The 26,209-nt window shown below is 36.0% G+C and carries 31 protein-coding genes and 1 pseudogene; 20 read left to right on the top strand and 12 right to left on the bottom strand.

Annotated features, from left to right (window positions below):
• Positions 1–99: 99 nt before the first annotated feature.
• A complete protein-coding gene (locus I2F23_RS06435; protein ID WP_195771735.1) occupies positions 100–978 on the top strand; it encodes a LysR family transcriptional regulator ArgP in 879 nt (292 codons plus the stop codon).
• On the opposite strand, the gene I2F23_RS06430 is transcribed toward I2F23_RS06435, so the two are convergent.
• The gene (locus I2F23_RS06430) at positions 975–1,556 is read right to left on the bottom strand and encodes a hypothetical protein (protein ID WP_195771734.1); all 582 of its coding nucleotides are present in this window, start codon (positions 1,554–1,556) and stop codon (positions 975–977) included. The genes I2F23_RS06435 and I2F23_RS06430 overlap by 4 nt on opposite strands.
• A 348-nt stretch (positions 1,557–1,904) precedes the next feature.
• Between I2F23_RS06430 and I2F23_RS06425 the strand changes: the two genes are divergently transcribed.
• On the top strand, positions 1,905–2,903 hold the full coding sequence (locus tag I2F23_RS06425) for a serine hydrolase domain-containing protein (protein ID WP_195771733.1): 999 nt from the start codon (positions 1,905–1,907) through the stop codon (positions 2,901–2,903).
• 9 nt (positions 2,904–2,912) lie between these two features.
• Here I2F23_RS06425 and pdxR read toward each other — a convergent pair whose 3' ends face one another.
• Complete coding sequence (pdxR, locus tag I2F23_RS06420; RefSeq protein ID WP_195771732.1) at positions 2,913–4,415, bottom strand: MocR-like pyridoxine biosynthesis transcription factor PdxR; 1,503 nt, start codon at positions 4,413–4,415, stop codon at positions 2,913–2,915.
• 143 nt (positions 4,416–4,558) lie between these two features.
• Here pdxR and gabT point away from each other — a divergent pair, with 143 nt between their 5' ends.
• Positions 4,559–5,809 carry a 4-aminobutyrate--2-oxoglutarate transaminase gene (gabT, locus tag I2F23_RS06415; protein WP_195771731.1) on the top strand — a complete coding sequence of 417 codons (1,251 nt, stop codon included), beginning with the start codon at positions 4,559–4,561 and terminating at the stop codon, positions 5,807–5,809.
• A gap of 30 nt (positions 5,810–5,839) precedes the next feature.
• Positions 5,840–7,282, top strand: coding sequence for an NAD-dependent succinate-semialdehyde dehydrogenase (locus I2F23_RS06410; protein WP_195771730.1), 1,443 nt, complete (start codon positions 5,840–5,842; stop codon positions 7,280–7,282).
• Between the two features lie 42 nt (positions 7,283–7,324).
• Here I2F23_RS06410 and I2F23_RS06405 read toward each other — a convergent pair whose 3' ends face one another.
• Positions 7,325–7,702, bottom strand: a complete 378-nt coding sequence (locus I2F23_RS06405) for a hypothetical protein (protein ID WP_195771729.1) — start codon at positions 7,700–7,702, stop codon at positions 7,325–7,327.
• A 50-nt stretch (positions 7,703–7,752) separates the two neighbouring features.
• Positions 7,753–8,364 carry a LysE family translocator gene (locus I2F23_RS06400; RefSeq protein WP_195771728.1) on the bottom strand — a complete coding sequence of 204 codons (612 nt, stop codon included), beginning with the start codon at positions 8,362–8,364 and terminating at the stop codon, positions 7,753–7,755.
• 235 nt (positions 8,365–8,599) lie between these two features.
• Here I2F23_RS06400 and I2F23_RS06395 point away from each other — a divergent pair, with 235 nt between their 5' ends.
• Both I2F23_RS06395 and I2F23_RS06390 read left to right on the top strand, forming a co-directional pair.
• Entirely contained in the window at positions 8,600–8,842 is a 243-nt protein-coding gene (locus I2F23_RS06395; protein WP_195771727.1) for a hypothetical protein, read from the top strand.
• A gap of 237 nt (positions 8,843–9,079) precedes the next feature.
• The gene (locus I2F23_RS06390) at positions 9,080–9,448 is read left to right on the top strand and encodes a hypothetical protein (RefSeq protein WP_195771726.1); all 369 of its coding nucleotides are present in this window, start codon (positions 9,080–9,082) and stop codon (positions 9,446–9,448) included.
• 131 nt (positions 9,449–9,579) lie between these two features.
• Here I2F23_RS06390 and I2F23_RS06385 read toward each other — a convergent pair whose 3' ends face one another.
• Complete coding sequence (locus I2F23_RS06385; protein ID WP_195771725.1) at positions 9,580–10,392, bottom strand: hypothetical protein; 813 nt, start codon at positions 10,390–10,392, stop codon at positions 9,580–9,582.
• Positions 10,393–10,487: 95 nt separating this feature from the next.
• Between I2F23_RS06385 and I2F23_RS06380 the strand changes: the two genes are divergently transcribed.
• Positions 10,488–11,045, top strand: coding sequence for a TetR/AcrR family transcriptional regulator (locus I2F23_RS06380; RefSeq protein WP_195771724.1), 558 nt, complete (start codon positions 10,488–10,490; stop codon positions 11,043–11,045).
• 98 nt (positions 11,046–11,143) lie between these two features.
• Positions 11,144–11,698: a YqcI/YcgG family protein gene (locus I2F23_RS06375; protein WP_195771723.1), complete on the top strand. Its 555-nt coding sequence runs from the start codon at positions 11,144–11,146 to the stop codon at positions 11,696–11,698.
• A gap of 58 nt (positions 11,699–11,756) precedes the next feature.
• Here the strand turns inward: I2F23_RS06375 and pncA are convergent, their stop codons facing one another.
• Positions 11,757–12,377, bottom strand: coding sequence for a bifunctional nicotinamidase/pyrazinamidase (pncA, locus tag I2F23_RS06370; RefSeq protein WP_195771722.1), 621 nt, complete (start codon positions 12,375–12,377; stop codon positions 11,757–11,759).
• Positions 12,378–12,691: 314 nt separating this feature from the next.
• Between pncA and dapA the strand changes: the two genes are divergently transcribed.
• The 4 genes from dapA to I2F23_RS06350 all read left to right on the top strand — a co-directional run bounded on the left by dapA (position 12,692) and on the right by I2F23_RS06350 (position 16,078).
• Positions 12,692–13,585, top strand: a complete 894-nt coding sequence (dapA, locus tag I2F23_RS06365) for a 4-hydroxy-tetrahydrodipicolinate synthase (protein WP_195771721.1) — start codon at positions 12,692–12,694, stop codon at positions 13,583–13,585.
• A gap of 12 nt (positions 13,586–13,597) precedes the next feature.
• Positions 13,598–14,209 (top strand): lipoprotein-34 precursor (NlpB), encoded by a 612-nt coding sequence (locus I2F23_RS06360; RefSeq protein ID WP_195771720.1) that lies wholly within the window; start codon positions 13,598–13,600, stop codon positions 14,207–14,209.
• Between the two features lie 37 nt (positions 14,210–14,246).
• Positions 14,247–14,966, top strand: a complete 720-nt coding sequence (gene purC / locus I2F23_RS06355) for a phosphoribosylaminoimidazolesuccinocarboxamide synthase (RefSeq protein WP_195771719.1) — start codon at positions 14,247–14,249, stop codon at positions 14,964–14,966.
• 212 nt (positions 14,967–15,178) lie between these two features.
• Complete coding sequence (locus tag I2F23_RS06350; RefSeq protein ID WP_195771718.1) at positions 15,179–16,078, top strand: alpha/beta hydrolase; 900 nt, start codon at positions 15,179–15,181, stop codon at positions 16,076–16,078.
• Here I2F23_RS06350 and I2F23_RS13905 read toward each other — a convergent pair.
• The 3 genes and pseudogenes from I2F23_RS13905 to I2F23_RS06340 form a co-directional block, all read right to left on the bottom strand.
• Positions 16,070–16,397 (bottom strand): annotated as a pseudogene (locus I2F23_RS13905) (tRNA-binding protein). The gene I2F23_RS06350 and the pseudogene I2F23_RS13905 sit on opposite strands and share 9 nt — an antisense overlap.
• 11 nt (positions 16,398–16,408) lie before the next feature.
• Complete coding sequence (locus tag I2F23_RS06345; protein ID WP_195771757.1) at positions 16,409–17,680, bottom strand: replication-associated recombination protein A; 1,272 nt, start codon at positions 17,678–17,680, stop codon at positions 16,409–16,411.
• 100 nt (positions 17,681–17,780) lie between these two features.
• Positions 17,781–18,224 carry a MerR family transcriptional regulator gene (locus tag I2F23_RS06340; RefSeq protein ID WP_195771717.1) on the bottom strand — a complete coding sequence of 148 codons (444 nt, stop codon included), beginning with the start codon at positions 18,222–18,224 and terminating at the stop codon, positions 17,781–17,783.
• 70 nt (positions 18,225–18,294) lie between these two features.
• On the opposite strand from I2F23_RS06340, the gene I2F23_RS06335 reads away from it, so the two are divergent.
• Positions 18,295–18,930: a cation transporter gene (locus I2F23_RS06335; RefSeq protein WP_195771716.1), complete on the top strand. Its 636-nt coding sequence runs from the start codon at positions 18,295–18,297 to the stop codon at positions 18,928–18,930.
• A 31-nt stretch (positions 18,931–18,961) separates the two neighbouring features.
• Here I2F23_RS06335 and I2F23_RS06330 read toward each other — a convergent pair whose 3' ends face one another.
• Positions 18,962–19,414, bottom strand: a complete 453-nt coding sequence (locus tag I2F23_RS06330) for a YcgN family cysteine cluster protein (protein ID WP_195771715.1) — start codon at positions 19,412–19,414, stop codon at positions 18,962–18,964.
• Positions 19,415–19,666: 252 nt separating this feature from the next.
• Between I2F23_RS06330 and I2F23_RS06325 the strand changes: the two genes are divergently transcribed.
• The 7 genes from I2F23_RS06325 to ahr all read left to right on the top strand — a co-directional run bounded on the left by I2F23_RS06325 (position 19,667) and on the right by ahr (position 24,522).
• The gene (locus I2F23_RS06325) at positions 19,667–20,401 is read left to right on the top strand and encodes a dienelactone hydrolase family protein (RefSeq protein WP_195771714.1); all 735 of its coding nucleotides are present in this window, start codon (positions 19,667–19,669) and stop codon (positions 20,399–20,401) included.
• Positions 20,402–20,501: 100 nt separating this feature from the next.
• Positions 20,502–20,882, top strand: a complete 381-nt coding sequence (locus I2F23_RS06320; RefSeq protein WP_195771713.1) for an HIT family protein — start codon at positions 20,502–20,504, stop codon at positions 20,880–20,882.
• An 86-nt stretch (positions 20,883–20,968) separates the two neighbouring features.
• Entirely contained in the window at positions 20,969–22,018 is a 1,050-nt protein-coding gene (mutY, locus tag I2F23_RS06315; RefSeq protein ID WP_195771712.1) for an A/G-specific adenine glycosylase, read from the top strand.
• 23 nt (positions 22,019–22,041) lie between these two features.
• Positions 22,042–22,587, top strand: coding sequence for a M23 family metallopeptidase (locus I2F23_RS06310; RefSeq protein WP_195771711.1), 546 nt, complete (start codon positions 22,042–22,044; stop codon positions 22,585–22,587).
• Positions 22,587–22,838, top strand: coding sequence for a PH domain-containing protein (locus I2F23_RS06305; RefSeq protein ID WP_195771710.1), 252 nt, complete (start codon positions 22,587–22,589; stop codon positions 22,836–22,838). The genes I2F23_RS06310 and I2F23_RS06305 overlap by 1 nt, the downstream gene beginning before the upstream one ends.
• A 77-nt stretch (positions 22,839–22,915) precedes the next feature.
• The gene (locus I2F23_RS06300; RefSeq protein WP_195771709.1) at positions 22,916–23,464 is read left to right on the top strand and encodes a DNA-3-methyladenine glycosylase I; all 549 of its coding nucleotides are present in this window, start codon (positions 22,916–22,918) and stop codon (positions 23,462–23,464) included.
• A gap of 32 nt (positions 23,465–23,496) precedes the next feature.
• Positions 23,497–24,522, top strand: a complete 1,026-nt coding sequence (gene ahr / locus I2F23_RS06295; RefSeq protein WP_195771708.1) for an NADPH-dependent aldehyde reductase Ahr — start codon at positions 23,497–23,499, stop codon at positions 24,520–24,522.
• Positions 24,523–24,635: 113 nt separating this feature from the next.
• Here the strand turns inward: ahr and I2F23_RS06290 are convergent, their stop codons facing one another.
• Together I2F23_RS06290 and dapB are read right to left on the bottom strand one after the other, a co-directional pair.
• Entirely contained in the window at positions 24,636–25,169 is a 534-nt protein-coding gene (locus I2F23_RS06290) for a GNAT family N-acetyltransferase (RefSeq protein WP_195771707.1), read from the bottom strand.
• 198 nt (positions 25,170–25,367) lie between these two features.
• A complete protein-coding gene (dapB, locus tag I2F23_RS06285; protein WP_195771706.1) occupies positions 25,368–26,189 on the bottom strand; it encodes a 4-hydroxy-tetrahydrodipicolinate reductase in 822 nt (273 codons plus the stop codon).
• Positions 26,190–26,209 lie beyond the last annotated feature (20 nt).

The raw sequence follows: 26,209 nt of genomic DNA, 5'->3' as shown, positions 1-26,209 counted from the left end.
ATTTTCAGTTTTGTACTCAAATGCATTATTCATATTTTTATTGCTTTTTAAGTATTATTAAGAAAATATAGGTCAAACTAAAAATAATTTAGGTAGCATATGCTTGATAATAAACAGTGTGAGGCATTTCTAGCAGTGATTGAAACAGGAAGTTTTGAATTAGCCGGTGCTCAATTACATGTAACGCCATCTGCCATTACATTAAGAGTAAAAGCACTTGAGCAGTGTGTAGGAAAAACATTATTACTGCGTGAAAGGCCATGTAAACCAACCCAATCAGGACATGAGTTATTATCTTATTTAAGAAAAGTTAAGCTATTAGAGCAAGATTTATTGTATCAATTTTCAGGCAAAGACCTATCCTCAGAGTTTTTCAAACTCGCAATTGCAATTAATGCAGACACTTTAGCGACTTGGTTTTTACCTGCTTTACAACAAGTCACACTTACTGAAAAAATCTTACTAAATTTACAATTAGAAGATCAGGACTACACTCATTATTTACTAGAGACAGGACAAGTGAATGCCTGTATTTCTACAGAATCAAAAGCAAGAAGCGGTTGCTATGCCACTTTTTTAGGTAAAGTTCGCTATCATCTAGTTGCATCCGATGCATTTATTCGCAGATGGTTTCCATATGGGATTTCTAGAGAAGCGCTCAAGCATGCGCCTGCTGTTATTTTTAATCGTAAAGATAATATGCATGGAAATGTACTACTCGAGCATTTTGGATTACCTAAAACTGCTTATCCTTATCATTTCATTCCATCTTCAGAATCTTTTGTAGATGCCATTGAGCTTGGACTAGGCTATGGCATGGTACCCGAACTGCAAGTAAGAAATACTGAGTTGGTTGTGCTTACCCCAAAAACAACTTTAGATATCAGTTTATATTGGCATCATTGGCAACAACAGTCACCACAATTGGAAAAGCTTACACACCATCTCATTATTAAGTCACAAGAGTTTTTACTTTAACCAGTTTCAGCAGGCGTATAAGTCACTACAAACTGACCATCGGGTAAACTTTTAACAGCATAAGTTACTGCGTTGTCCACCGTTTTTTGCGCATAACTTTTTGGACTAGCGACAGAAGCTTCTATCACATCTTCAAGTAAATCCCCCTTTTTCTTTTCATCAATCGTTGGAGGCAACACTTTGGCAGTTGCATCTATCAATGTCATCGTTTTAACGAGACTTTCATCGTCATTCATACGACTTTTATAGATAATTGCAGTGAGTTCACCATTCGGTGCAACCGTCCCTTCCAATATAATATTACGCTGTGAGATGTCATCCACTTTAAACTTATTTTTTTGAATATTGAAAGACTGAAATGGTACAAGTACAAATGTATTTGTCTTATCCATACGTGCATTCATTTTTTCACGAAACTGTTCAGCTGTAATACCAAATGTTTTTTGGTGTTCATCTGCATATTTCGACTTTGTACTGGAAGATATTTCATTTTTAGGATTTTGTATGGATGTTGAACATGCTGTATTCAGTAGTGCAAAAAAGCAAACAGCCATACCTATGAAATATTTCTTATTCATTGATTTACCTTCTTATAATTCATTGTAGGGAAGCGTGTAAGTTTATTTTTTATACCTACATTCATATTGAATGTTTTATGCTTCCTAATATAACAAAAAAAATTGTAATATAAAGCTACTAATCTATGAAAAATGATAACCTAGTAGTATTACCTATATATTATTTGAGAAAATTCATCTTTATACAGCATAGAAAAAATAATTATACCTGTATTAAATTTTTGATTAAAAAGAAAATATTTAAATTACTAAGAACTCTTAAGATGTCTAATAAATACTATTTTTTACAGTATTTTCATATTAAAAATATTTAAAATATATCTTTATATTTAAAAATCTATAACTCATATGACCCAAGACCTACCTACCCATCGACCAGGTTTTATTGCCGTTCTCGCATTTGACGAAGGTGATTATTTAGAACTCAAAGAAGGCGTTGAATCTATTGACCAACCTATTTTAATTTCTTCAAATACCATATTTAATCTAGCTTCTTTATCTAAACAATTTACAGCTTGTTCTATATTACTTTTAGAACAAGCAAATAAACTGTCTTTAAATGACAAACTATCCACATACTTTCCTCAAATGAGTATTTGTGCAGATCAGATTACATTACAGCATTTAATTTATCACACGAGTGGACTCTACGATTATATTGACGTTGCTATTGATCATGGCGTTTCTCTCAATCAACCGTATACCGTACAAGACACACTTGATGACATCTTTCGTCAAACTCAAACAAAATTTCAAGCAGGAACAAAGTTTGAATATTCAAATACAGGGTATTTTTTACTGGCTCAAATTATTGAGCAAGTCACACAAACCCCTTTCTCAGTATTTGCAAAGCAAAATATTTTCGAACCGTTAGGTATGTTCAATACTACCATCATTGAAAAATATCCATTAGATTTCCCAATGGCAACAGGCTATAAAATATCAGAGAATCATCAATATGAAATTTCTGAATCTTTATGGACACAAACTGGAGATGGTGCTGTTCATTCAACAGTTAACGATCTTTTAAAGTGGGGACATAACTTTAAAACATGTCAAATTGGTGGAAAAGCACTAATAAATAAGATGATGACTGTTTTACCTAAATATCACATTAACCACTTACCTGTTATCAATCATGAATCGTATGCCTACGGTCTTTTACATGTAGAAAATGAATATGAAAATATCTTAGAACATTCAGGAGAATGGCTCGGCTTTGTTTCTTATTTCTTAAGAGATATAAAAAATAGTTTTACGTTAATTGTCCTGTCCAATAATGAAGATTTAAATGTACATCAAATCGCATCTCAAATGCGTGAAAAAGCAAGAACAATCATGACTTAGCACGCTTTATTATTTGAGAGGAATATTAAACTTTTTTAAACACTCTATCAGTAAAGTAAAAGCATCAAACATATTTTTTTCATCAACACAGGCAAAACCGAGTAATAATCCTTTTTCGCATGCGCTATGTCTATTTAAATAATACTGAGATAAAGGTCTGACTTTTACACCACGTTGAATGGCATATTCACTTAATGCAGTATCATCAACACTTTGAGGAAGTTTAAGTACTAAATGCAGACCTGAAGCATTATCATAAGGGTGTAAAAAACGTTCGCCTAAGTATTTAAAAATAAGATCTATTAGATAAGATCGACGCTTACCATATAGTAGTCGCATACGGCGAATATGTGCTTCATAGTGGCCTTCTTCAATAAATTCAGCTAAGGTATTTTGAAGTAAAGTATGTCCACCGCGATACAGCTCTGTAGAGGCTTGACGTAAAATAGGTGCTAAACTTTTTGGCGCAACCACATAACCAATACGCAGTGCTGGATAAATCGTTTTACTAAAGGTTCCCATATAAATAACAGGGCTATTTCTTTCAAGTCCTTGTAAAGATGGGTATGGTTTTCCCGAAAAACGAAACTCGCTGTCATAATCATCTTCAACAACCCAGCATTTATTTTCTCGTGCAAACTTAATCAAATGTTTACGTCGCTGAATACTTAAATGTGGCCCTAAAGGATACTGATGTGAAGGTGTGACAAAAATAAGGCTTGGTAATCTTTGAGGTGAATTGGGAATATACAATCCTTCTGATTCAATAGAGATGGGTTCTACATCGAGCCCATTCATACTTAAATTGTTTTTAACACCCCAATAACCAGGCTCTTCAACCCAAGCTAAATCGCCCACATCACTTAATACTCGCGTAATTAAATCAATTCCTTGATGAATGCCTTCTGTAATAATAATCTGATCGGCATCGCAAGAGACTGAACGAGATACTTTTAGATACTGAGCCAAAGCAGTACGTAATCGAAAACATCCACCTGTATTGCTATAAATTAATTGTTCAATTTGAGGCAATTTGCTTTGCTTGGTTTGAATACGTTGAAAAATATGATGAGGAAAAGCCATGACATCTGGTACACCTGGTACAAAAGCACCCCATTGATGTGGTGAAGCTGACGCCCTCTCAATTAAACATTGTCCCCTTTTAGAAATCTCATACTTCTCTTCTTCATCCATTTTTTCTCGTTTATTGTCTATGTGCGAAGGAAGTGAAGATAAAAAATCATCTGGAATACGAGAAGATACCCAAGTCCCATGCCCTGTCTTTGCTTCTACATAGCCTTCAGCCTGTAATTGGTCGTAAGCACTTAAAACCGTATTTCTAGACACATGTATTGCTTGAGCAAGATCGCGTGATGCGGGCAATCGTGTACTTGGTTGTACAACACCTTTGACAATAGCATGTCTTAAACAACGAAATAAGCGATAATGTAACGTACCAGTTTGCTCATTTTGTAAATGTTGTAAGACATAATCTCCAAGTAGACTCCGCAATTGGTACCCTCCACATTTAAGAAAATGGCTCTCGTCAACATCTATAAAAACAGACACATTAGAGCATAAGAAATTTCTGACTCAGCTTTACATTATAAAGCATTGTATATGCACGATGTAGCCATAAACTCAAGGATGCCACCATGGAAAAAAATACTTTAAATACTCGTAAGCAAAAAGCTACCCCTCGTGGTGTAGGTGTTATGTGTAACTGGTACGCAGAGAAAGCTGAAAACGCTACGATTTGGGATACCGAAGGACGTGTATTTACAGATTTTGCAGGTGGAATTGCTGTACTCAATACAGGACATCGTCACCCCAAAATTATTAAGGCCGTCACGCAACAACTTGAACATTTTACGCATACTGCATATCAAGTCACACCTTATGAAAGTTATATTTCTCTCGCAGAACGTATTAATGACATTGCGCCAATTGAAGGTGAAGCAAAAACAGTATTTTTTACAACAGGTGCAGAAGCTGTAGAAAATGCGGTAAAAATTGCAAGATCGTATACTGGTCGTCATGGCATTATTACATTTGGCAATGCATTTCATGGCCGTTCTTTTATGACCATGGCAATGACAGGAAAAACAGCACCTTATAAACGTGATTTTGGTGTAATGCCTGCTGGTGTATTTCATGCTCGCTATCCGGTGGCATGCAATGGTGTCACTGTCGATGATGCCATTGAAAGTATTCATAATATTTTTAGTGAAGACATCTCTGCACATGATGTCGCTGCAATTGTTCTCGAACCTGTTCAGGGTGAAGGTGGTTTTCATATTGCTCCACCTGAATTTCTGGTTCAGCTCAGAAAAATTTGTGATGAACAGGGTATTTTACTCATTGCAGATGAGGTTCAATCTGGCTTTGCTCGCACAGGTCAAATCTTTGCAATGCAATATCATCAAGTAAAAGCTGATCTCATCACTATGGCAAAAAGTTTAGGTGGCGGATTTCCAATTTCAGGTGTAGTCGGTCATGCAGAAGTCATGGATGCACCCCAAGCTGGAGGCCTTGGTGGCACATATGCAGGTAGTCCAGTTGCTGTCGCTGCCGCTCATGCTGTTTTAGATATTATTCAAGAAGAAAACTTATGTGAGCGTGCGCATACTTTAGGTAAATCACTTGTTTCTTTACTTGAGCAGTTAAAAGAAAGTTATCCTTCTGTTATTCAAGATGTTCGTGCACTTGGTTCGATGATTGCGGTTGAAGTGACAACAGCCGATATTGCGAAAGCAATACAAAATCATGCAATGGAAAATGGTTTGCTGTTATTAACTTGTGGTAAATATGGCAATGTAATTCGCTTTCTTTATCCACTGACTATTCCAACAGAACAATTTAATGCAGGGTTACAAATCCTAGAACAAAGTTTTGCATCTTTATAAATACAAAAGCGTAAAGCACGGAGAAATTTAATGATTGCAACAAAACTACAATACCTACTCAAACATCCCGATATTTCTTTTGATAAGCAAACTTCGGATTATCTTGAAGTCACAGATGCAGCAACCAATGAAACTTTGGCATGGGTTAAAAAGCATGACAAAGTTGCTGTAGAAAAAATCATTCAGCGAGCTGAAAAAGCACAAGTATCTTGGAAAAATCAAACTGCTTTGGCACGTGCAGATATCTTATTGGCTTGGTATCAATCAATGATTGAACATAAAAAAGATCTTGCACAAATTCTTACAGCAGAACAAGGTAAATCGCTTGCAGAGGCTGAAGGTGAAATTGGCTATGCAGCTTCATTCATTCGTTGGTTTGCGGAGCAAGCAAGACGAACTGAAGGTGAAATTATTCCACAAACCCAAAGTCATCAACGTCTTCTTGTCATTAAACAACCTATTGGTGTTACGGCGGCAATTACCCCTTGGAACTTTCCTGCAGCAATGATTACACGTAAAGCAGGACCTGCTCTCGCCGCAGGCTGTGCCATGATTGTTAAGCCTGCTGAGCTAACCCCATTAACTGCTTATGCACTTGAAGTGTTAGCACTACAAGCAGGTTTACCTCAAGACCTCTTAATTCATGTAAGTGGTGAAACTGAAGATGTTGGACAAGTTCTTTGTGAAAGTGATGTTATTCGCAAATTGAGTTTTACAGGATCTACAGAAGTCGGGCGTATTCTCATGAAGCAATGTGCGCCCACTATTAAAAAACTTTCTTTAGAACTCGGTGGAAATGCACCTCTTATTGTGTTTGACGATGCCAACCTAGAGCAAGCAGTCCAAGGTATTATGGCAAGTAAATTCCGTAATAGTGGACAGACGTGCGTTTGTGCAAATCGTATTTATGTACAAGACGGTATTTATAACGCACTAAGCGAGAAACTCGTTGAAGCTGTTAAAAAACTTAAAGTCGGTGATGGTCGCGATGAAGGTGTAACTCAAGGGCCACTCATCGAACAAGCTGCTGTAGATAAAGTTTTATCACACATTGAAGATGCAACATCTAAAGGTGCCCATATTGCAACGGGTGGAAAATCTACAGATCAAGGCGCTTGCTTTTTTGAACCAACAGTCCTTACAGATGTTACACAAGACATGAAAGTTGCCAAAGAAGAAACTTTCGGACCAGTTGCACCTCTTTTTCGTTTTAAAGAAGAAAGCGAAGCGATTACTATGGCAAACGATACAGAGTTTGGCTTAGCTGCCTATTTATTTACGCAAAACACTGGTCGCCAATGGCGTGTTGGCGAAGCTTTAGAATATGGTATGGTAGGTATTAATACAGGTGCAATTTCAAATGAAGTCGCACCATTTGGCGGAATTAAACAATCTGGTCTTGGTCGTGAAGGTGGTCAGGTCGGCATTGACGAATACCTTGAAACAAAGTACTTATGCCTTGATATTTCATAAACACATTAACCAGCCTTATTTACTAAAATAAGGCTGGTTTTTTTATGCATTAAAACGACAACCGCATTGCTTACACAAATAATCAAAAAAAACATTCTTATCGACAACTGTACCAGCTTTATTCCCAAACTTTCTACCTAAAAAACCACCTGTTACACCTGCACTAATTGCACCGACAAAGGTACCAATTGTTGCACCTGTAATAACACCTAAAGGTCCGGCCAATGTCCCAATAGCGGCACCTGTAGATGCACCTGCTGCTGCACCACCAACTGTGCCTGCGGCAACACCTGCAGAACCAAGAACAATGCCACCTAAACTTTTTAACCGCTGTTCATGATCTCTAATTTCTAGTTCAGATGAACCACACTTTGGACATATCATCATTTTTCCAGATTTATGAATGCATGTTTTAATCATAAACTGTATTCCATGCATGTGCGTTGGCAAAAAACCTCTTTCATTTTTCCTTATGTTAAGCTGGTGATCGCTCCATAAATGGCAATAAATATTAAAATTATCCCGCAGAGATATAAAGTTTTAGAGTAATGTCGACTTTTAGATAATCGATTAAATCCCATATAAACAATAGATAGCGTAAGAAAATCTAAAATAATCCAGAGAACAATCAGAACCATCAAACTCATATTTACATCGGATGTAACATTGACAAACTGAGGAAAAAAAGCCGAGAAAAAAATAATATCTTTAGGATTAGAAATACCTACCAAAAAACCCTTCTTAAAACCACCTGCTTGAGGAGAAATTTGATCTATTTTTTCTTTATTGCCACTCTCTTTTGCATCCTTGAGTGTCTCATAACCCAAATATGCGATATATAAACAGCCCAACAATTTAAATAAAATAAAAAACTGCATATTTAAAGTAAATATGCCCTTTAAAATACAAATAGAAGCGACAATTAAAACTAATGAAGCAGTATTGGTACCGAAAATTGTTTTTAAAGCTTGTAAATATCCACCTTTTAATCCTGCACTAGCAACAAGTAGCATAACAGGGCCAGGAACAGCAATCATTACTACAACCGTAATAATATAGCTCAATAACTCTAACCAATTCATTTCTTTACCTTTCTATTTTTCAATTTCAAATAATTGATTGAGATATGAAAAATAATAAATTTATACGATAAAAATATTCAACTAAAAATATATTATTTATGTGCCTTGTTTTACAAAAATATATATAACCGTGATTATTTTTATTAAATCACAGCGAATATGTTACTTATATTCTGTTTAAATACTAAACTTACATATATATACTCTCATATTTAAAATTAGATATTTATCTCCTATGAATACTAGTACAATATTGCTTACCAACTCCCCAACATTAATTACAAATAAAAAAGTTTATCTTCAGGGAATTAATGGGAATTTCCTATTTGCTTTTTCAGATAAACGTCCAACACTCGACATTGTTCGACATGCACATGTAGACAATGAAATCTATATTGATGAAAATTTAGGCAATTTATGGGTGTGGAAAAAGTACTCATGGAAGACTAAATTAATTGTTTCAAAATCACATAAATAGTATATAAATTAATAATATAAGATAATTTGTGGTACTGAGTTAAAATTAATAATTAAACCAATACTGTCATTTTTATATGTATATTTTAATTTAAAAAATAATCTTTAATTTAAGTACCATTTAAGTTATTTACATTAAATAGAGAACTATTTAACTAAATTAGACAGACCGGTCTTTATTAGTGTAAAATAAAACCAATTCAAGCAAGAAAGTTGAAGAAAAATGCATTTGTACGAAATGACTTTTCAGATTACACCTTGGGAAACTTACAGCAGAGTTTTCCCATGTAACAATACAGAAAATAGAGAATTATTCTTTGAACATATACAGAATAATAACTATAAAGAAATAGTGAACTTACTCAATACAGAAGGTAGCGATATTTCAGTATTTACAAATGTATATAGTGAAATTAATGATAATCTAGAAAAAATGAAAGAAATTTTTATTCAGACTGGTAATGCTGCTATTGATGATTTTACATTTTTGAACGTAGAAAAAACTACAAATCCTTCAAATTACTTAACAGTAGAATCGATTGATATAGATAATGACATTTACTCAGTATCAGCAAATGAAGACTTAGAGCTTGTAAACATTATTTAATATATAAATAAAGCTAAAAAAATAAATACTTTATAATAATAAAATTTTAGCTATATAAGTAATTTTAAATACATACTAACATCTACTCTAAATAATCATTTGCCTAACAGGTCTAGTTATAACAACTACACTTATTCCATCTTACTCCAAAATGCATACCATAAGTCACAATACTCAATCGCGACTTTTCTAACGTCTTCAAAGTCTGTTAAATGTAATGCATGATTAAGTAATAGCCATAAGTCTTCTTCATGAAGATCATCTGCAGCCGAGATACTTTCATCCTCTGTAGTACCATGTACGTCATAGTAGCCCTGATCTATATCGATATCTAAATTTTTAACAGACTGTTTCAATGGTGGAGAGAATGTAATCACTTGTTGTTCCGCAATTGCAAGTGCCAGTACCACTTTAATGTAGTCAGAATAAGTGTTTTCTAAAAATGTTCTGAGATTGTTTGCTTCTTGAGAACACACATATTGCTCAATTTTTTCTTTAGAAATACTTAAATCATCAAGCACGCGATTAAACAAACAAAAATGGGCATTCAAAGGCGTATCATCATAACTATTATGTTCTGAAGACAAACCGAACTCATCATTAATATTAAAGGCAATCAGGAATCTTGGGTACATTTTAATTGTTGGAAATATTTTCGGATCTAGCTGGCGTGCCTGAAATTGTGACATTAACAGTGCATCCGTAAATATCTCAACAATACTGTGTTGATACTCTAAATGTATATCTTGTACTTGTTCTAAACTAAAAAATTTATTGTTCAATTTTTCAATAATGGCATGTTTGAATAATGGATGTGCTAGAATCTCTTTTTTCAAACCAATAAGTTTATTTTCGCTTTCATTCCATATATTTTCAGGAATAGATTTTTTTAGAAGATCAATGGCAGTATACCTAGCCGATTGATTATTCGCTATATTACACACAAGGCTTCCCCTTTTTTAATACAACTAACAGACTTATCTGTATATAATATTACACATAATATTTTTATATCATAATATTTTAAAGAGATTAAATGATGTCAAAAAAGCAAAAAGATATCCTTTATAAGGCTATAGAATTGTTTAACCAATTTGGTTATGCAAGTGTGGGAATTGACCGCATTATATCGGAATCGAAAGTAGCAAAAATGACATTTTATAAGTATTTTCCGTCTAAGGATAATCTTATTACAGAATGTCTTTTAGAAAGAGATCGACTTATCCGAGAAAGTATTCAGTCTTCATTAGAAGAGAATCAAGACTCTTATTTCAAACTAAAAACAATTTTTGATTGGTTTGAAAAATGGTTTTATCAGGAAGACTTTCATGGATGTATGTTCATTAAAGCCTTAGATGAGTTACCGCATCATCCAGACTCCCAAACAATATCAAAAGCTCACAAACAATGGTTAACCGATACGATAGAACAACTATTACAGGAAATGAATGTTGTAGATAATCATAAATTAGCCATACAAATTCGCTTATTACTCGACGGTGCTATTATTCATGAACAACTATTTAAAGATTATCAAGCAATCACTTTCGCATGGGATGTTGTTGCAGCAATGTTATCGCATGCTACGATCTCATAGCTAGTTACAAAAAAGTGAAAATAAATACAGAACTGTCTATCTTTTTAATGTATCATTACATACATACAAAATGTTAATATATATTTTTGGGTGATTATATGATTTACCAGTCTGAAGATCATTTCACGCATGATAGAAGTTGGAAAAATGAAATCATTGATGATTTAAAATCTGTTGCGATAGCAAAGAATTTTCCATGTACATCTGCCCAAAAATTTATTACGACGCATCGGTTCTTCTATAGTTTCTGTTGCAAAGAGCAGTTTAAAAACTATCATCAGTTTACTTCTGCTCTCTTGCTCTATACCAATACGCTGAAAGAACATTTAGATGATTCTTTAGTTGAACAACCATTAGTCGTATTTTTTGATAAAAACTTGAATCGATTCTTCAAGCATAATCCAAAGGAGCTCATTTGGGATGCCTTAGGTTATGCACAGCAGTTTGATTCTGGGTTATCAAATAACAGAAAATTTAATGAGATGACAGATACCAAACAAACTTTCTTTTTCAATGATTTAGAGCTTTGTTTAAATATTGTTGACTCATCTGTCAAATACTCCCGAGGTGTTTTTGACAAGAACCTGATGCTTATATTGCATCTAAAGAAAAAAAATAGCCCTCGTATAATTACAATGAAAAAAGCGAGTTAACGTTTTTTATCCCAACAGTAAAAATATAGTACCCCCTATATTTTTACTGTCCTTTTTTTTAAATATCTTTCATCAAAATTCTTTTGACACCCATTTGTGTCATTTGCAACCAACTTTGCCCTAATGATCCATTTAAATTAATTGCAGCTGTCGCATCTTCGATGACATAAGTGTTAAATCCAAGTTTAATTGCATCGATCGCAGTCCAAGCTACACAAAAATCTGTAGCAACACCTACAATATATACCGTATCAATTTCTCTTGAATTTAAATATCCTTTTAAGCCAGTAGATGTCTGATGATCGGCTTCTAAAAATGCAGAATAACTATCAATATGTTGATGAAATCCTTTGCGAATAATTAATTGTGCTGTTGGAATATCTAGTGCAGGATGAAAATCTGCATCATGAGTGCCTTGTACGCAATGTTTTGGCCATAAAACTTGCGTACCATATGCTAACTCTATCGTTTCAAAAGGCTGTTTGCCTATATGATTTTCTGCAAATGAAATATGGTCTTCTGTATGCCAATCTTGAGTAAGTACAACACAACCAAACTGCCTAGCTATTTGATTGATACTTGGAATAATCTGGTCTGCCTCTTTTACTGCAAGGTTTCCCCCAGGCATAAAGCCATTTTGTACATCAACCACAATTAACGCAGATTTTTTAGATACCATATGAGCACCTTCTATATAACAAGATATTTATAAAATTACGACGAATAATATGTAATTACATCTATTTTTTTCAAAAAATGAGCAGGTTTATTTTTTCTATTTAATAAACAGACAAATATGGTTGAAAAAATAACAAAAAATGACTATAAAGTTTTATAGACTTATTTCAAATGATATTGTTCTTCACGTCATGATCATTCATAATTTGAATAAGCATTATGCAATGATCAATTTTTTCATTCAATTTTAAAATTACTTTCACCATCCGCTTTATTGATTAAAATATGGATGACCAAACAGGATATTTTTTCAAAATGACTCAGCTAGCTCAGAATATTCAAGGCTCAATTGTCGCACTCGTCACCCCTATGTTTGAAGATGGCAGCGTAGATTGGAAGGGTCTAGAAAAGCTCGTTGAGTGGCATATATCCCAAGGTACAAATGCTATTGTTGCTGTAGGTACAACTGGTGAGTCATCTACACTTACCATGCATGAGCACGCTCAAGTGATCAAAGAAATCATTCGTGTTGCAAATAAACGTATTCCTATTATTGCAGGTACAGGTGCAAACTCAACGCATGAAGCGATTGAGCTAACCAAAGAAGCTTATGAATTTGGTGCTGACGCAGTTCTCTCTGTAACACCTTATTATAATAAGCCGACACAAGAAGGTTTATACCAGCACTTTAAAGCAATTGCTGAATCTGCAGATATTCCTGTTATTCTTTACAATGTTCCAGGTAGAACCAGTGTAGATTTAAAAAATGAAACTGTTGTTCGCCTTGCAGAAATTGAAAATATTATTGCAATTAAAGATGCAACAGGTGATGTCCCTCGTGGTCAAGCACTCATTGAACAATTAAATGGTAAAATGGATGTGTTTTCAGGTGATGACGATACTGCCGTAGAACTCATGCTTTTAGGCGGTAAGGGAAATATCTCAGTGACTGCAAACATTGCTCCAAATACAGTCAGTCAAGTCTGTAAAGCTGCTATTGCAGGAAACGCCCAAGAAGCACGCCATTTAAATGAAAGAATTGCAAATCTAAACAATATTTTATTTTGCGAATCCAATCCAATTCCTGTGAAATGGGCACTATACGAAATGGGTCTTATGTCTACAGGTATTCGACTTCCGCTTACGCCACTTGCAGAAGAATATAGAACACCGCTGAATGAGGCACTCAAAGAAGTCGGAATTATTTAAGAGCACAATATTATGCAATTACGTTTAGGTCTTACATTTATCACACTTTCAGTGTTAGCAATCACAGGTTGTAGCACTTTAGGCCATAAATTGGCTGTGAATAATGGATCTTTAGATTATAAAAAAGCAACTACGCTTGAACCACTTAAATATCCAGAAGGTGATCAAGTTAGACCTGCAACTCCTTTATATCCTGCTCCAACGATTGATCCACTTGCACTTCAACACGCACCTGATTTTGAAAATCAAAAGGGAAATCGATTTGCAATGCCTAGACCAGGCGAAATAGTTGCAAATAGAACATCTGCAAAACAGGGATTGTATGTCCGTCCTACTGTATTATTTGATGCTCAGCAAAATCCTTTACTGAAAGTCAGCGGTAAACCTGATACTATTTGGCAGTATACGCTTGGCGCGCTCAATCATCTGAACTATCAGGTCACTGACCAAAGTCGTTCAAAGTATCAAGCAACGATCCAAGGTAATGATGGTACATATATCATTAAACTTTCGGCTGTTGGCAAAGACAGTACAATCGTATTGTTTAACCCTGATAATAGTTTTGCTGATCAAACAAAAGCAAAAGCATTATTGGATCAAATTTCTCAAAATTGGCCAGCCTAAATTTTAAGCATTATTTTTGAAAAAACAGGTTTATCCCATGTTAAAACAAGCCCTGCTCTATACCGGTAAAGCAAAATCTGTGTATGAAACAGATCATCCAGATCATTTAATTTTAGTGTTCCGTGATGATGCTTCAGCATTCAACGGCGAAAAAGTTGCTCAATTAGACCGTAAGGGCAAGGTAAATAACCTATTTAATGCCTTCATTATGGAAAAACTTGCAGAAGCAGGTATCGAGACCCATTTTGAAAAGCTTTTAAATCCAAGCGAAGTGTTAGTTAAGAAATTAGATATGATTCCTGTAGAGTGCGTTGTTCGTAACTATGCAGCAGGTTCATTATGCCGTCGTTTGGGTGTAGAAGAAGGTAAACAACTTACACCACCAACATTCGAGCTCTTTTTCAAAGATGATGCTTTAGGTGATCCAATGGTGAACGAGTCACAGTCTGTGGCTTTAGGTTGGGCAACTGAAGAACAACTTGCACAAATGAAAGTACTTACTTATAAAGTGAATGAAGTACTTACTGCTCTCTTTAATGAAGGCGGTATGATCCTTGTCGACTTTAAACTTGAGTTTGGTGTATTCCATGATCGTATCGTTCTTGGTGATGAATTTTCGCCAGATGGTTGCCGTCTATGGGATAAAGAAACAAAGAAAAAACTAGATAAAGACCGTTTCCGTCAAGGACTTGGCGATGTCGTAGAAGCATATGAAGAAGTTGCACATCGTTTAGGCGTAAATCTAGACAGCATCTAATCATATTCAATATGATAAAAACCGAGTTATTTAGCTCGGTTTTTTTCTGCTTCAGTGATAAATAAATATAGAAGGCCATATTCAAAAATAGAGAACAGGCGAATAGAAAACTACAGGTACTAACAATATTTATCCTGTGGTTTAAGAATAGATTAAATATAGATGAATTATGCTCTCCCCTTAGTTTCTAATTCTTTGTAGGGTGATCATCAATGTTAAAAAGCTATTTTCTATTCATTTTTGCAATATTTATTACACCTCATCTTTTGTGGGCACAACCTATAAATATTGCTATATGGCCCAATCAAAATCTACTTCATCAGTCATTATTAGAAAAAAATGTAGATAGACAGGATATAGAAGCGCCAATGATCGCTTTATATCAACCGCAGCAAGAGAATAATAAGCATACTGCAATATTAGTACTCAGTGGTGGAGGTTATGCACATGAAGCATTAAATAAAGAAGGAACGCCAACTTCAAAATGGTTAAAAAAACAAGGTTTTACTGTATTTGAACTTATTTACCGACTACCTAATATTAAAGAAAATGCCAACTCACGCAATGATCCATTTGCAGACGGCCAACGTGCTATTCGTATTATTCGTGCAAGTGCAGAAAAATATGGTTACGATGCACATAAAATTGGTGTATTAGGCTTTTCAGCAGGAGGACATCTCGCAGGGATTTTAAGTACACGATGGAATACAACATTTTATAATCAACAAGATGCTTTAGACTCTATATCTGCACGTCCTGACTTTACAGTTTTACTTTATCCTGTCATTCATATGGAAGCTCCTCTTAATACTACACACTCTTACTATAGCCTTTTAGGACACACCCAAAATATTGCTCTAGAAAAAGCATTTTCTGTAGATGAGCAAGTCTCTTCCAAAATGCCGCCGGTATTTTTCGCACATGCAGAAGATGATGAAACTGCACCGATCATGCACAGTCTTCTCTTAGAACATTCATTGAATAAAGCACATGTTCCATACCAGTTTTATAAGTTTAAAAATGGTGGTCATGGTTGGGGACTTGGAAAGCAAGGTACAGAAACCACCGCATGGCCCCATCTATTTTTAGACTGGTTTCAAACCTTACAATAACTTTGTACCAAACGAAAATCCACCATCAAGGACACATAAAACGACTTCACCTTTTTTATTGTGTAGCCCTATGACCAAGCATTCTGACATAAACTTTCCAATCTGTTTTTTTGGAAAGTTTATAACCGCCATGACTTTTTTCTTTTAAACTAGTAGCCTCATATAAATCATTAATTCAAGTACTCGACTTACATATACCAATTTCATCATCAAAATCGACAAGCAATGTATAAGCAAGTTTCCTTACTTTTGGAAAATCGATTACATCAATAATTTGACCTACATGTAACTCTACTTTTTCAAAATCACTCCATGTAATTTCTTATATATTTATTCCTGTTCTTTATTCCAACGGCGTTGTTGTAATTTTTCACCCTCTACTTCTCTTTTATTACGTGCAGACTCATATAACTTTGTACCTTTTAATTCAGGTGGGAGGTAATCTTGAGTTACAAAATGTTCAGGGTAGTCATGAGGATACAAATATTCGACACCATAGCCTTGTTCTTTCATTAAAGTCGTTGGTGCATTTCTTAAATGAAGTGGTACCGAAACATCAGTTGTCTTTTCAGCGAGTGCCATGGCTTTATTTATTGCCAGATATGTACTGTTACTTTTCGCACTAGTTGCAAGATAAACTGCACATTGACCTAAAATAATCCTTGCTTCAGGCATACCAATGACTTGTACAGATCTGAAACACTCACCTGCGAGAAGAAGTGCATTTGGATTAGAATTCCCAATATCTTCAGAAGCAGCGATCAGCATTCTACGTGCAATGAATAATGGATCTTCTCCACCCTTAAGCATTCGTGCCATCCAATATAAAGCAGCATCAGGATCACTCCCACGAATCGACTTAATAAAGGCAGAGACAAGATCATAATGTTGCTCGCCACTTTTGTCATAGCGTGCAATATTTTGCTGTGCAACTTTAACAACAAGTGCATTGGTAATATGATTGACATCTTCATTCATATCGAATGTACTTGAAACTAAGTCTAACAAATTGAGTGCTTTTCGCGCATCGCCTGCTGAAAATTGAATAAGTGCTTCAAATTCATCAACAAATAAGTGACGGGCTTGTAAAATTTTATCTGTCGCAATCGCATGATTTAATAAATGAACAAGCGCCTTTTCATCTAAAGCATTTAGTGTATAAACCTGACAACGTGACAATAACGCGCTATTTACTTCAAACGATGGGTTTTCTGTAGTTGCACCTACAAGCGTAATTTTGCCTTTTTCGACTGCACCCAGTAGTGCATCTTGTTGAGATTTATTAAATCTATGAATTTCATCAATAAATACTACAGGCGTAAGTAGATCACCACTTTCAGCAATTACCTCTCTTAACTCTTTCACGCCTGTATTTAGAGCAGATAAGCTTACAAATGGTCGATCGATCGCTTGAGCAAGTAACAGCGCAATCGTTGTTTTGCCAACACCTGGCGGCCCCCAAAAAATAATAGAAGGTAAATGGCCTTGATCAATCATCTGACGTAAAGGCGCATGCTCACCCAACAAATGATCTTGCCCCATAATTTCAGATAAATCACGTGGACGAATACGTTCAGGTAAAGGAATGTGGCTGTCTGTCATCATGAATAATATGTAATCAAATCTAAATAAGAAGAAGTATTTCTACATCATGCCATGCTTTATAAAAAAAATCGCCATGCACATCATGTGGTTGTTGGGCTTAATGTAAATCAATCGTGCTTACATGTCCAAAAGATTGCTCATCATCCGAACGTTGTAATGCTTGAATAATTTGGCAGGACTGAATAGTTTCATCTGAATGGCACGAATGCTGTAATTGTTCCAATTGCTCTTTAAATACTTTTAATTGAGCAATTTTTTCATTCACATGTGCTAAATGGTTAGTAATTACCTGTTTTACTTCCGAACAATTATTTAATGGATGCTGTAACTGCAAATGAAGTGCTTCTATTTCTTTTAAAGACATGCCTAACTCACGACAATGCCGAATAAAAGTGAGTCGTGTAAGACTATCTTCATCATAGTAACGATAATTATTGTTTGCGCGTTGTGCAGGCGCAATCAATTTTTTCTTTTCATAAAAACGAATCGCATCTGCGCTTAGTTTTGTTTTTTTTGCTAACTCACCAATTGTAAATTTCATATTTACCTCTTGACCCTAGAGTTACTCCAAGCTTTCTAATGAGTTTAAATAACTTCTGGGGGATTTTCAAATGGCTGGATGCGCTTGCAGTCACGACATTCCAAAAAAGTCGTACTCAAAAAAATTTCGTAATGCGTTATGGATTGCACTCATACTCAATCTAAGTTTATTTCTCACCGAAGTGATTGGTGGTATGCAGTCAGGTTCTGCTGCACTTTGGGCAGATGCACTCGATTTCGCAGGTGACTCTTTTAATTACATTCTTTCACTCATCGCATTGGGAATGAGTTTATATTGGCGTGCCAATGCTGCTCTCCTCAAAGGTGCAATGATGCTTTTATTCGCAGGGTTAGTTGTTGGAAAAGTCATCTGGTCTTATGCCAATGGACAGCCACCTGAAGCAATAACAATGGGGCTGATTGGTATCTTAGCACTAGGCGCGAATATCATCAGCGCTTTGGTACTTTATGCTTTTAGAGAAGGTGATTCAAATATGCGTTCGGTATGGATTTGTAGCCGTAACGATGCCATTGGTAATATCGCTGTTTTACTCGCAGCACTTGGTGTATTTGGGACACAAAGCATTCTTCCAGACTTAATTGTTGCTTTTATTATGGCAGTACTTGGTTTTTCAGGTGGGCTACAAATTGTGAAAAAGGCATGGGCTGAACGTCAAGAATCTCAAGAACATCACCACGCACACTAGCTTCAATCTAAACATCTCATTGTACGTTGGACTATCTTACCCAACGTACAATATATTCATCAATATCATCATCATTAATTTCTTTTTCTGAAATACAGCGACCAGCAACGGATTTTTTAGCCTGAATCACACTCTTACGTGAGCCTGTGTTCAAATAATGCCAAGATGGTAAATTTTTTCCTTCATATAAACGGCGATATGCACAGCTCGTAGGTAACCAATAAGCGATTTCAGTAATTTTTTGAAGGGTGAGTTGAATACAGTCTGGTACAAAATTTTTACGATGAACATAGTCGGAACAGTACCCCGTTGAACAATCTAATAACTGACAAGCAACTTTAGTATAAGCAACCTCATCCGTTTCATCATCTTCAAGCTTAATTAAACAACATTGGCCACAACCGTCACACAATGCCTCCCATTCATCTGCATTGAGTGCTGCTAGGGGATATTTTTTCCAAAACAATGGACGTAACGAGGGCATTTTTCCAACCAACTGAGGTACAACATAGCAGATATTATAACAGCTCAAGAATGGTAAAATATATTGTCTTCTCAATGCAGATTTTTGCTTTTTGACACATAAAAAATATTGACGATGGGTTATAGAGAACCACATGATAAAGGTAAGATTTAGACAACAAGAACTAAGTTCTTGGACATAGCAACTCTAATCTGCCCGATATACTTCTAAAGAATACTTATTAAATAAAAACTTAACTGATAGGAAAATAATATGTCTGACATTACAACCCGCGAAATTGAATACACGGCACATGACGGAAAAAATTTTGTTGGTTTTTTTGCAGCACCTAAAACAGACCAACCTGTCGCAGGTATAATCGTTGTACCTGAGTGGTGGGGACGTGACAACTATGTTGTAGAGCGTGCAAAAGCACTTGCAGAAAAAGGCTACGCAGCTTTTGCAGTAGACATGTATGGTGATAAAAAAACAACCGATGAAGCCAGTCAAGCACACGAATGGATGAATGAGACATTCGCACAACCCAATACCCTTGTAGATCGTGCGAATGCGGCTTTAGCAACCTTAAGCGCCCAACCTGAAGTTGATCCGAATAGACTCGCTGCAATTGGTTTTTGTTTTGGTGGTAAAGTCGTTCTTGAACTTGCACGAGCAGGCGCACCCATCCAATCTGTTGCATCATTTCATGGCAACCTACAAACTCAAAACCCAGCCAAAGAAGGAGTTTTCAAAGCAGCAACTTTAATTTGTCATGGTAAAGATGACAGTATGGTAAGTTTAGAAGATGTAGCGAATATAACCCAAGAACTTGAAAGTGCCCACGTGCCACATCAAGTTCTTGTTTTAGAACATGCAAAACATGGATTTATGAACCCACTTGCAGATGAGCGCGCTAAAAAAACAGGTGTAGATGTGGGATACAATGCACAAGCAGAACAAAAAAGCCTAATTGCTTTAGATGAGCTACTTCAAACCACACTCAAGTAAAACCTCATTAAAATGAGTTAGACTAAAGATAAGCCAATAATATAAAGAGATCGGTTAAACTCTTTATATTATTCAATGATATGGCCTAAAGGAACACATCATGTCCTCAGAAAAATGTATCTATTGCGATGTAGATGAGTACGATATCATTGCAAAAAACGAATTTGGTGTAGTTTTTCCAGAGCCTACTTCATTGTCTAAAGGTCATGTGGTTATTGTACCTTTACGCCATATCAGTTCATTTTTTGAAATTACAGATCAAGAACGAAAAAGCTTAATGTCTTTGCTAGAAAAAGCACGTAATGAATTAGAAATGCGCTATAAACCATCTGGTTATCATATTGGTTTCAATGATGGTGATGTATTCGAAGACCGTACTGCGCATCTACACATTCATATTATTCCACGCTATGAAAAACAAGCACTTCAGTTAGATCAACGTTGGGGTGTACACCAACCAGATTTAGATGCTCTATCTTAATGTAGCGTAAATATTAAAATAACTGTTTAAACCTTATTTTTAATCTAATTCGATTTATAATATGTCGTATTAAGAATAGGGTTTATATGTCGAATTTTTCTTTTTCTCAAGCATTACTCAACTGGTTTGATGACTATGGTCGTCATGACCTACCTTGGCAAGTTTCAGATAATCCTTACAAAGTATGGGTATCTGAGATTATGCTTCAGCAAACCCAAGTTAAAACAGTCCTCAAATATTTTGACCGCTTTATTGAACGCTTTCCAACTGTTGTTGCACTGGGCGAAGCATCATGGGAAGAGGTCGCTCCTTATTGGGCAGGACTTGGATACTATGCAAGAGCAAGAAACTTACATAAAGCTGCAACTCAAGTCGTTAAGAATAATAAAATACTTCCACAAACCTTCGAAGAATGGATTGCGCTACCTGGTATTGGACGTTCGACAGCAGGCGCACTCATGTCACTCGGATTACGTAAATACGGCGTAATTATGGATGGTAATGTGAAGCGTGTACTCGCTCGGTTCTTTGCTATTGAAGATGACTTAACGAAGTCTATTCATGAAAAGGAAATGTGGCGTCTTGCAACTTCACTTTGTCCAACAGAGCGCAACCACGACTATACACAAGCAATTATGGATTTAGGTGCAACAGTATGTACCCCTAAAAAACCATTATGCCTTTATTGTCCAATGCAAAAACATTGCAAAGCACATCAACAAGGACTTGAAAACGAGCTTCCTTTTAAGAAAACAAAAAAACCTGTACCAATAAAATATGCAAAGGTTCTACTACTTCGCTCTCATAATCTTTGGCTTTGGTATCAGCGTCCATCGACTGGATTGTGGGGTGGCTTATGGTCTCTTCCAATTTATGATGTACCAATACAGCAAGAATATCGTGCTTTGAGTCTACCATCCGTTGAATCGACATTTGAAATTAAGCACAGCTTTACACATTTTACATGGCAATTAGAAGTTCAAGTTGTAAGTATTACACCTGAACAAAAAGAGATCTTTGCTAAAAATATTGGTGGTGAATGGATAACACCAGAACAAGCAGACGAACGAGGTATTCCAACTGCAATGAAAAAAGTGATTACGACAGCCAATAAATATAAAGATCTTGGTGTTTAAACCCATGTAAAAAGGATCTTTCAGTGAAATATTCAACCTCTATTATTATTCTTTGCTGTACTTTTTTGATCAGTGCATGCCAGCATACTCCTGTTAAAAAATCACATCCCTTACCTGCAAGAGATGTTCAATATTTGAAACAATTGCCACTTAGCCCTGTTTTACCAATTCCTGTCTTTGGTATTACACGTCAGCAGCTCACAGACACTTGGGGAGCTGCACGCAGTGTAGGTAGACGCCATGAAGGTGTAGACATTATGGCTCCACGTGGAACACGTGTCATTAGTGCAACAGAAGGAATCATCGCTAGCCTACAAGGCAATAACTTAGGTGGAAATGTTGTTTGGATTCTAGGCCCTAGTGGCTCATGGCACTATTATGCACATTTAGATCGTCATAAATCTGGATTACGTGTGGGCGACTATGTTCACATTGGTGATACAATTGGCTATGTGGGAAATAGTGGCAATGCAAAATATACAGCAAGCCATTTACACTACGGTATTTATTTAACAGGCAAAGGACGTGGTGCAACAAACCCCTTCCCTTATTTAAATGGTGATTTTTAATGTCTGATCAACAGTTAGCATCTTTAATTGAATTTGCAGAATCTGGCAACCAACAGAAAATTGAATTTCCTGAAATAACTTATCAAGGTTGGATTATGGAAGTTTCTGAAGAAGGACTGCTTATCAGTACAGGATTTAATGAGAAGAAAGGCACTGATGTTTGGCTTTCTTTTGAAGCCTTAAAGAATGCTAAACTATTTTTTTGGGATCAAAAACACAGCATATGGCAAGCATTTAACGACGTTTCGTAATCCCCCATCCCCTATTCTTATCTCATAAACTTTCGTTTAATCTAAACACATTAGATAATAACGATGAGATCAATGATATGTCACGCTGTGGTTGGTGCTTAAACGATTCCATATATATTCAGTATCATGATTTAGAATGGGGAAAACCCTTATATGATGAGCAAAGCCTCTTTGAGTTACTCTGTCTAGAAGGACAACAGGCTGGACTTTCTTGGCTAACCGTTCTCAAGAAGCGCGAATGCTATCGCCACCACTTTTTCCAATTTTCTATCCATGAGATTGCACAATTTTCAGATCATTTTCTAACAGAAAAATTACAAGATCAAGGCTTGATACGGCACGCTAAAAAAATTTATTCAATTCGTGATAATGCTATTGCATGGCAAGCGCTTAAATCAGAAGTGGGTGATGTATCCACATGGCTTTGGTCTTTTGTACAACAAAAAACAATTATCCATCATATCGATAATTACAAGACACTTCCAAGTAGTACAATCATAAGTCAAGCGATGTCAAAAGCGCTTAAAAAGTATCGTTTTAAGTTTGTCGGCCCAACCATCTGCTATGCATTTATGCAAGCTTCTGGCATGGTGAATGATCATGAAAATGATTGTATGTTTAAGTAATATAAAATAAAAACTTAATTCTAGGAGAAACAATGTCTAACAATACGATTCGTGCTTATGCAGCAAAAGAAGCTGGTGCAAAACTAGAAGCATATGAATTCGATGCAGGTGAGCTCGAAGCTCATCAAGTTGAAGTTAAAGTTGAATATTGTGGGTTATGCCACTCCGACCTATCCGTCCTTAATAATGATTGGGGCGTTTCATCTTATCCTGTGGTGGCAGGTCACGAAGTTATTGGCACAATTTCACGCTTAGGCTCAGAAGCAAAAGGTCTTAAAGTCGGACAACGTGTTGGTATTGGCTGGAATGCTGAAAGTTGTGAGTCATGTGATCAATGTATTAGCGGTCATCAAGTCCTTTGTACAGGTGAGCAAACACCAACGATTGTAGGTCATGCTGGTGGTTTTGCAGATAAAGTACGTGCAGGTTGGCAATGGGCTATTCCTTTACCAGATGAAGTTAATCCTGAGAGTGCAGGACCTTTATTGTGTGGAGGTATTACTGTCTTCAATCCAATCATTCAACATGACATCAAAGCCATTCACCACGTTGGTGTCGTTGGTATTGGTGGCTTAGGACATATTGCCATTAAGCTATTGAAAGCATGGGGTTGCGAGATTACAGCCTTTACTTCAAATCTAGATAAAACAGATGAACTCAAGGCAATGGGTGCAGACCATGTTGTTAATAGCCGAGATTCAGAGGCTTTAAAATCACAGACTGGAAAATTTGATCTTTTACTCAGTACGGTGAATGTGACTTTAGATTGGGCAAGTTATCTTTCAACACTTGCCCCAAATGGCAGTCTACATCTCTTAGGTATTCCTTTAGAACCTGTATCAATTCCTGCGCCATTATTAATCAGTGGTACAAAATCATTAGCAGGCTCAACGACTGGTTCACCATCTACATTACGTCAGCTCTTAAAATTTGCAGCACGTAAAAACATTGCACCACAAATTGAGTTATATCCAATGTCAAAAGTGAATGAAGCTATCGAACACCTAAAATCTGGGAATGTTCGTTACCGTGTGGTTTTAAAATCTGATTTTTCTTAATATTTGATATGTTTATGCTCAGACTTCTGGGCATAAACCCCATGATCCCATTTGAATAAATATTTATTTTTAAAAATTATATCTTGTTCTTATATCGCTCTTTAATCTTAAATTTATAAAGCCTCTTTGAATATCGGAACATGATGCATAATTTTATAAATTTGTGCGTTATATTTCGAACCCACTAAATAACCATTTTTGACACCGCCGAGCGACTGTGCAATACGTTGACTGGCAATATTCTCTTCTGCAACAGAATAACTAAATTGCTCAATTCCTAGCTCCTGCGCTGCCCATTCAATGACTGCTTGTACAGATGCTTTACCGTACCCACGTCCATGACTGACTTCTTTAATCCAAATACCAATACGAGGCGCAGTAGTTAAACGATGTAACCCCACAAGCCCTAAAAACTCTTGTGTTTTTCTATCTCGAATAACGAAAACAATCTCTAACTCTCGTTTACGATTTTCTTCCCAACCTTTCCAAACTTTTTCAAAATCAGCAGGGGTTTTAGGTACCTCCCAACTCATAAACTTCGACAAGCTAGGTGTCATTGCTTCAAATGCTTCTCTTGCATCTGTCGCTGAAAAAACGCGTAAAATAATACGCTGAGCTCTTACCTCGACGTTATTTCTTAAAGGCATGGTTTTTTACCGTCATGTTTCTATGAGGAAGCTTAGATTAACTTCAAACCATGACAGTAAATTGACTATATTTAAATCAGTAAAATAATATAACAATTTAATGATCTATTTTATTTAATTTTAAACAAAACACATCATATGAAAATATTGTGATTCAGTTTTCATAAAAAAGCCTGAACAATGTTCAGGCTTATAAAATTAGTTCAAAGGTTTTTTCAAATCTAAGACATCTTGCATATCATATTTTTGTGCTTCTTTTCCAACGACCCATGCAGCCGCACGTACAGCACCAGAAGCAAAGTTCATACGGTTTGTTGCCTTATGTGTCACTTCTACACGTTCACCTTCACCAATGAACATCACGGTATGTTCACCAACAATATCGCCGCCACGAATCGTTTCAAAACCAATCGTTTGACGATCTCTTGGTCCCGTATACCCTTCACGGCCATATACAGCAACTTCTTTTAAATTGCGACCAAGTGTATCAGCCACAGCTTCACCCATCATAAGTGCTGTACCTGATGGTGCATCTACTTTATGACGATGATGTGCTTCAATGACTTCTATATCTACCGTATCACCAAATACTTTAGCAGCAAGTTCAAGAAGTTTAATAGAAACATTTACACCCACCGAGTAGTTAGCTGCATATACAATTGGAATATATTTTGCTGTTTCTTCAAGAATTTGTTTTTGTTCGTCTGAAAAACCTGTCGTACCAATGACCATTGCAACACCTGCATCACGACATAATTTTAGATGCTGTTCTGTTGCAGCAGGTGCTGTGAAGTCAATAATAACATCGACCTCTTTAAGTACAGTTTCTAGTCCACCAACAATTTTCACATCTAGTTTGCCAATGCCCGCCAACTCTCCTGCATCTGCACCCACCAGAGAACTTTCAGGACGCTCTACAGCAGCAGCTAAAGTATAACCCGCTTGTTGTACCGCCTGAATTAAAATACGGCCCATTCGACCGCCTGCACCTAAAATACCAATACGAGGTGAACTAGACATTTTCTTTTCCTAAACATTGA

The organism is Acinetobacter pollinis, from assembly GCF_015627175.1.
Classification (GTDB): Bacteria; Pseudomonadota; Gammaproteobacteria; order Pseudomonadales; family Moraxellaceae; genus Acinetobacter; species Acinetobacter pollinis.
The sequence above is the reverse complement of the archived record's forward strand: the minus strand, read 5'-3'. Positions and strand labels throughout refer to the sequence as shown.

What these genes read in the sequence shown, in the direction of transcription:
- I2F23_RS06435 (WP_195771735.1), top strand. Translation starts at nt 100, where the DNA reads ATGCTTGATAATAAACAGTGTGAGGCATTTCTAGCAGTGATTGAAACA.
- I2F23_RS06430 (WP_195771734.1), bottom strand. Translation starts at nt 1,556, where the DNA reads ATGAATAAGAAATATTTCATAGGTATGGCTGTTTGCTTTTTTGCACTA.
- I2F23_RS06425 (WP_195771733.1), top strand. Translation starts at nt 1,905, where the DNA reads ATGACCCAAGACCTACCTACCCATCGACCAGGTTTTATTGCCGTTCTC.
- gabT (WP_195771731.1), top strand. Translation starts at nt 4,559, where the DNA reads ATGGAAAAAAATACTTTAAATACTCGTAAGCAAAAAGCTACCCCTCGT.
- I2F23_RS06410 (WP_195771730.1), top strand. Translation starts at nt 5,840, where the DNA reads ATGATTGCAACAAAACTACAATACCTACTCAAACATCCCGATATTTCT.
- I2F23_RS06405 (WP_195771729.1), bottom strand. Translation starts at nt 7,702, where the DNA reads ATGATTAAAACATGCATTCATAAATCTGGAAAAATGATGATATGTCCA.
- I2F23_RS06400 (WP_195771728.1), bottom strand. Translation starts at nt 8,364, where the DNA reads ATGAATTGGTTAGAGTTATTGAGCTATATTATTACGGTTGTAGTAATG.
- I2F23_RS06395 (WP_195771727.1), top strand. Translation starts at nt 8,600, where the DNA reads ATGAATACTAGTACAATATTGCTTACCAACTCCCCAACATTAATTACA.
- I2F23_RS06390 (WP_195771726.1), top strand. Translation starts at nt 9,080, where the DNA reads ATGACTTTTCAGATTACACCTTGGGAAACTTACAGCAGAGTTTTCCCA.
- I2F23_RS06380 (WP_195771724.1), top strand. Translation starts at nt 10,488, where the DNA reads ATGTCAAAAAAGCAAAAAGATATCCTTTATAAGGCTATAGAATTGTTT.
- I2F23_RS06375 (WP_195771723.1), top strand. Translation starts at nt 11,144, where the DNA reads ATGATTTACCAGTCTGAAGATCATTTCACGCATGATAGAAGTTGGAAA.
- pncA (WP_195771722.1), bottom strand. Translation starts at nt 12,377, where the DNA reads ATGGTATCTAAAAAATCTGCGTTAATTGTGGTTGATGTACAAAATGGC.
- dapA (WP_195771721.1), top strand. Translation starts at nt 12,692, where the DNA reads ATGACTCAGCTAGCTCAGAATATTCAAGGCTCAATTGTCGCACTCGTC.
- I2F23_RS06360 (WP_195771720.1), top strand. Translation starts at nt 13,598, where the DNA reads ATGCAATTACGTTTAGGTCTTACATTTATCACACTTTCAGTGTTAGCA.
- purC (WP_195771719.1), top strand. Translation starts at nt 14,247, where the DNA reads ATGTTAAAACAAGCCCTGCTCTATACCGGTAAAGCAAAATCTGTGTAT.
- I2F23_RS06350 (WP_195771718.1), top strand. Translation starts at nt 15,179, where the DNA reads ATGTTAAAAAGCTATTTTCTATTCATTTTTGCAATATTTATTACACCT.
- I2F23_RS06345 (WP_195771757.1), bottom strand. Translation starts at nt 17,680, where the DNA reads ATGACAGACAGCCACATTCCTTTACCTGAACGTATTCGTCCACGTGAT.
- I2F23_RS06340 (WP_195771717.1), bottom strand. Translation starts at nt 18,224, where the DNA reads ATGAAATTTACAATTGGTGAGTTAGCAAAAAAAACAAAACTAAGCGCA.
- I2F23_RS06335 (WP_195771716.1), top strand. Translation starts at nt 18,295, where the DNA reads ATGGCTGGATGCGCTTGCAGTCACGACATTCCAAAAAAGTCGTACTCA.
- I2F23_RS06330 (WP_195771715.1), bottom strand. Translation starts at nt 19,414, where the DNA reads ATGCCCTCGTTACGTCCATTGTTTTGGAAAAAATATCCCCTAGCAGCA.
- I2F23_RS06325 (WP_195771714.1), top strand. Translation starts at nt 19,667, where the DNA reads ATGTCTGACATTACAACCCGCGAAATTGAATACACGGCACATGACGGA.
- I2F23_RS06320 (WP_195771713.1), top strand. Translation starts at nt 20,502, where the DNA reads ATGTCCTCAGAAAAATGTATCTATTGCGATGTAGATGAGTACGATATC.
- mutY (WP_195771712.1), top strand. Translation starts at nt 20,969, where the DNA reads ATGTCGAATTTTTCTTTTTCTCAAGCATTACTCAACTGGTTTGATGAC.
- I2F23_RS06305 (WP_195771710.1), top strand. Translation starts at nt 22,587, where the DNA reads ATGTCTGATCAACAGTTAGCATCTTTAATTGAATTTGCAGAATCTGGC.
- I2F23_RS06300 (WP_195771709.1), top strand. Translation starts at nt 22,916, where the DNA reads ATGTCACGCTGTGGTTGGTGCTTAAACGATTCCATATATATTCAGTAT.
- ahr (WP_195771708.1), top strand. Translation starts at nt 23,497, where the DNA reads ATGTCTAACAATACGATTCGTGCTTATGCAGCAAAAGAAGCTGGTGCA.
- I2F23_RS06290 (WP_195771707.1), bottom strand. Translation starts at nt 25,169, where the DNA reads ATGCCTTTAAGAAATAACGTCGAGGTAAGAGCTCAGCGTATTATTTTA.
- dapB (WP_195771706.1), bottom strand. Translation starts at nt 26,189, where the DNA reads ATGTCTAGTTCACCTCGTATTGGTATTTTAGGTGCAGGCGGTCGAATG.